This window comes from Cellulomonas pasadenensis (assembly GCF_047229365.1).
Classification (GTDB): Bacteria; Actinomycetota; Actinomycetes; order Actinomycetales; family Cellulomonadaceae; genus Cellulomonas.
Genome location: NZ_JBFTEP010000194.1, coordinates 1 through 4879 on the forward strand (window position 1 = coordinate 1; position 4879 = coordinate 4879).

At 73.2% G+C, this 4879-nt stretch carries 3 protein-coding genes and 1 pseudogene; all 4 read left to right on the plus strand.

The window, feature by feature from the left end:
* The coding region (locus AB6N23_RS17255; RefSeq protein WP_412867204.1) for an SCO6880 family protein at window positions 1-1133 on the plus strand (1133 nt) is incomplete at its 5' end.
* A gap of 59 nt (window positions 1134-1192) precedes the next feature.
* Entirely contained in the window at window positions 1193-2668 is a 1476-nt protein-coding gene (locus AB6N23_RS17260; protein ID WP_412867206.1) for an ATP/GTP-binding protein, read from the plus strand.
* A complete protein-coding gene (locus AB6N23_RS17265) occupies window positions 2665-4458 on the plus strand; it encodes a type IV secretory system conjugative DNA transfer family protein (RefSeq protein WP_412867205.1) in 1794 nt (597 codons plus the stop codon). Before AB6N23_RS17260 ends, AB6N23_RS17265 begins: the two co-directional genes overlap by 4 nt.
* A pseudogene (locus tag AB6N23_RS17270) lies at window positions 4455-4879 on the plus strand (DUF4913 domain-containing protein); the annotation flags it as partial. The gene AB6N23_RS17265 and the pseudogene AB6N23_RS17270, both read left to right, overlap by 4 nt.

Below are 4879 nucleotides of genomic sequence, written 5' to 3' on the forward strand. Positions count from 1 at the left end.
ACCGCGACTCCTACGGGCGCCCCTTCGCGCTGCTGCACACCCCCGCGACCGGGTCGTTCGCAGTCGTGATCGGCACTGAACCGGACGGGGCTGCCCTCGTTGACCAGGAGCAGATCGACGTGTGGGTGGCCGACTGGGGTCACTGGCTCGCCAACCTCGGCGACGAGCCGGGCCTCGAGGCCGCGTCGGTGACCATCGAGACGGCACCGGACTCCGGCTCGCGGCTGCGACGCGAGGTCGGCATGAACCTGGACGACGACGCCCCGGCGTTCGCGCAGGCGATGCTGCGTGAGGTCGTCGAGCACTACCCGACCGGTTCCTCGACGGTGAAGGCGTTCGTGGCCATCACGTTCAGCGCCGCCCCGCGGGGCAGTGGCAAGAAGCGCGACGCGCAGGAGATGGGCCGCGAGCTCGCGGCCCGGCTGCCCGGACTGACCGGGGCGCTGCAGGCCACGGGCGCGGGTGCGGCGCACCCGCTGTCCGCGCAGGAGCTGTGCGAGGCGATCCGGATCGCGTACGACCCGGCCGCGGCCGGGCTGATCGACGAGGCGCACGCCGCCGGCCAGACACCCGAGCTGACGTGGCCCGACGTCGGACCGGTCGCCGCGCAGGCCGCCTGGGACGGGTACCGGCACGACTCGGCGTACTCGTGCACGTGGGCGATGACCTCCGCCCCGCGCGGCAACGTCCAGTCCGGGGTGCTCGCCCGGCTGCTGGCACCGCACCGCGACATCGCACGCAAGCGCGCCACCCTGCTGTACCGGCCGCTCGACGCGGCCAGGGCCGCCGCGATCGTCGAGGCCGACCTTCGGGCCGCGGAGTTCCGGATGACCTCGACGAGCAAGCCCGCCGCCCGTGACTCGTTGGCGGTGCGCGCGGCGGCCGCGACGGCGAGCGAGGAGGCCTCCGGCGCCGGTCTGGTGCAGTTCGGGATGCTGGTCACGGCCACTGTGGCGGACCTGGAGAAGGCACCGGACGCCCGCGCCGCGGTCGACAACCTCGCGGCCACCGCACGGCTGCGCCTGCGCCCCGTGTACGGGTCGCAGGACTCCGCGTTTGCCGCCGCGCTGCCCCTGGGGCTCGTGCTGCCCAAGCACATTCAGGTCCCGGCCGAGCTACGGGACAAGCTGTGAGCCGCGCGAAGAAAAACCGCACGGCACAGAGTCCGCAGCAGCCGCCGCTGCGGCCACCGATGCGCGGGTGGCTGGGCCGCGGCCGGGGGCAGGCGACCTACGTGCAGCAAGCCGACGAGTGGCGCGGCACCACGGTGCAGGTGTGCGGGCTGTGGCCGTTCGCGATCGGCACCGGCACACCGATGATCGGCGTCCCGCTCGGCCGGCACATCACCACCGGCGCCACCCTGTGCTGCGACCCCATCAGCTGGTTCCAGCGCGCCAAGCTGATCAGCAACCCGTCCGCGTTCGTGCTCGGCAAGCCCGGCCTGGGCAAGTCGACGATCGTGCGCCGCATGGCCACCGGCCTGACCGGCTACGGGGTCATGCCCCTGGTGCTGGGCGACCTCAAACCCGACTACGTCGACCTCATCGAAGCGCTCGGCGGGCAGGTCATCACCCTCGGCCGCGGGCGCGGGCACCTGAACATCCTCGACCCCGGCGAGGCCACCGGCGCCGCGGTGCGGCTGCGGGAGGCCGGGTTCGACAAGCAGGCCGCACAGGTGCTCGCCGACGCCCACGGGCGCCGGCACACGATGGTCTCCGCGCTGCTGACGATCCTGCGGGCCGCGCCGCCGAGCGACCGCGAGGAGACGATCCTCGACCGGGCGCTGAAGTGGCTCGACGAGCACCACGACGGCGTCCCGGTGCTGGGGGACCTGCTCCGCGTCATCCAGGCCGGCCCCCCGGAGGTCCGTGCGGTCGCGCTCGACCGCGGCGACGACACCCGCTACCAGGCGATCACGGAGAACCTCGAGGCCTCCCTGATCGGCCTGGTCGGCGGGGGCCGGTTGGGGGAGACGTTCGCGCACCCGACGACGAACCCGATGCGCCGCGACGCGCCCGTGGTCTACGACGTCTCCGCGATCGACGACTCCGAGATGGACCTGCAAGCAGCGACCCTGCTCGCGTGCTGGTCGGCCGGCTTCGGCACGGTCAACGTGGCGAACGCGCTGGCCGACGCCGGCCTCGAGCCGCGCCGGCACTACTTCGTCATCCTCGACGAGCTGTGGCGCGCCCTTCGCGCCGGGCGCGGCATGGTCGATCGCGTCGACGCGCTCACCCGCCTGAACCGTCAGCGCGGCGTCGGCATGGCGATGATCTCGCACACGATGAGCGACCTGCTGGCCCTGGCCAGCGAGGAGGACCGCATGAAGGCCCGCGGGTTCGTGGAGCGCTCGGGCATGGTCATCTGCGGCGGCCTGCCGTCGGCCGAGATGCCGCAGCTGACCGCCGCGGTGCCGTTCTCGCAGGCCGAGCAGGAACTCCTCATCGGCTGGCAGGACCCGCCCGCCTGGGACCCGATGACCGGCCGCGAGGCGGAGCCCCCGGGCCGCGGGAAGTTCCTCGTGAAGGTCGGCGGCCGCCCGGGCATCCCGGTCGACGTGCAGCTGACGAGCGTGGAGCGGTCGATCAACGACACCAACAAGCTCTGGCACCACCAGTCGCGCGTCGGTCGACGCGCCCTGCGCGTCGCGCCGGCGGTGGACGCATGAGCACCCCCAACAACCGCCGCCGCGACCCCGGTGGCCTGACCGGCGAGATGGTGCTGCTGTGGGTGGGCATCGTCCTGGTGTTCCTCGTGGTCGGCTCCGTGTACGCCGGGATGCACCTAGGGCACAAGATCGCCGGCACCGGGGTCGACGTGCCGTCCGACCCGTTCTCAGTGCTGTTCGGCCTGCTCGGCGGTGAACTGGCCTGGCCGGGTACGCCCGGCTGGGTCGTGCTCGCCGGGGTCGCCCTGGTCCTGATCGTCCTGGCGGCCCTGCTCGGCGTCGCCCTCGCCCGGATGCGACGCGGACGCACGCGCGTCGACCGCGCCGCGGCGTACATGGGCCGCGGCCGCGACGTCGAGGACCTGACTCGCAAGAGCGCCCAGGCCAAGGCCCAGCGCCTCGGCGTCACGACGTCGCCCGGGGTGCCGATCGGTCGGACGGTCGGCACCGGGACGCCGCTGTTCGGCTCCTGGGAGGACATGCACATCGACATCTGGGGCCCGCGCACCGGCAAGACGACCAGCCGTGCGGTGCCGGCCATCCTGGACGCACCGGGCTCGGTGCTCGTGACCTCGAACAAGCGCGACGTCGTCGACGCCACCCGGGACGTGCGGGCGCAGCGCGGTCCCGTGTGGGTGTTCGACCCGCAGGCGATCGCGAACGAGGAGCCCACCTGGTGGTGGAACCCGCTGAGCTACGTCACCGACGAGGTGCGCGCGGCACGTCTCGCGGAGCACTTCGCGGCCGGCTCGCGCGACCCGGGCGCGCGCACCGATGCCTACTTCGACCCGGCGGGCCAAGACCTCCTCGCCGGGCTGCTGCTCGCCGCTGCCCTCGACGGGCGGCCGATCACGGACGTCTACACCTGGCTGACCCGCCCGACCGACGAGACCGCCGCGGACCTGCTGCGCCGCCACGGGTTCCCGCTGACCGCCGACCAGGTGGCCGGCGTCGTGTCGGCCCCGGAGAAGCAGCGCGGCGGCGTGTTTGGCACCGCCCAGCAGATGGCCTCGTGCCTGACCAACCGGCAGGTCGCCGCGTGGGTCACCCCGCAGGGGCAGGCCGACCAGCGGCCGCAGTTCAACCCGCACGACTTCGTGCAGGCCGACGGCGGCACGCTCTACTCGCTGTCCAAGGAGGGGAGGGGCACCGCCGGCCCGCTCGTCACCGCGCTCACCGTGGCGGTGGTCGAGGCGGGCGAGGAACTGGCCGCCCGATCGTCGGGGGGCCGGTTGACCACCCCGCTGCTCGGCGTGCTCGACGAGGCCGCGAACGTGTGCCGCTGGCGCGAGCTGCCGAACCTGTACAGCCACTACGGCTCGCGCGGGATCGTCCTCATGACGATCTTGCAGTCCTGGTCGCAGGGCGTGGAGGTCTGGGGCGAGTCGGGGATGAAGAAGCTGTGGTCCGCCTCCAACGTCAAGGTCTACGGCGGCGGCGTCAGCGAGGGTGCGTTCCTCGAGGATCTGTCCCGGGTGATCGGTGACTACGACCGGCTCTCGTCGTCGACGTCGAGCGGCCGCGGGCACCGCACGGTCTCCCAGCAGCTGCACCGCGAACGCATCCTCGACGTCGCGGACCTGGCGGCCATGCCCAAGGGCCGCGCCGTCGTGCTCGCCTCCGGCGCACGCCCCACGCTCATTCGTACCCAGCCGTGGATGACCGGACCGCACGCCGCGGCCGTGCGCGCGTCGATCGCGGCGCACGACCCGGTGGCGGAGCGGACCATCCGCGAGGGCCAGACCGAGCTGGCGGCCGTCGCCGCCGTCGAGGAGCAGGAGGCGTCGTGAGCGAGTGGGGGGACGACGAGTACGACGACGGGATCGAGGCCGAGCCGATCGACGTCGACGACGACGTGCCGGCGTCCGCCGCTGGTCGCGCCTTCGGTCTCGACATCGGCGGCCTGGCGGGGGAGTACGTCGACGCTGCGGTGAAGAACGCGGTCCGCAAGCAGGTGGCCGAGATGGCGGATGCCGCGGTCGCGGAAGTCCTCACACCCGAGCTGATCGAAGCGCTGCGGCTGCGAGCCGCCGCTGCGGCGGAGGCAGCCGTCAAGGAACAGGTCCAGTCGAGCGAGGCTGAGCCGGCCGGCGACGTCGACGAGCCCGAGCTGTACTTCGGCTCGGTCGACGAGTTCGTGCGGGAGTTCCTGTGCAAGGTCTACCGCCGTCGCGTCGACGGACGCGGCACGCAGCGGGTGTGGGCGGCGGA

Bases quoted from the DNA above. Each gene is read 5' to 3' on its own strand.
- AB6N23_RS17265 (WP_412867205.1), top strand. From the start codon at position 2,665: ATGAGCACCCCCAACAACCGCCGCCGCGACCCCGGTGGCCTGACCGGC.
- AB6N23_RS17260 (WP_412867206.1), top strand. From the start codon at position 1,193: ATGCGCGGGTGGCTGGGCCGCGGCCGGGGGCAGGCGACCTACGTGCAG.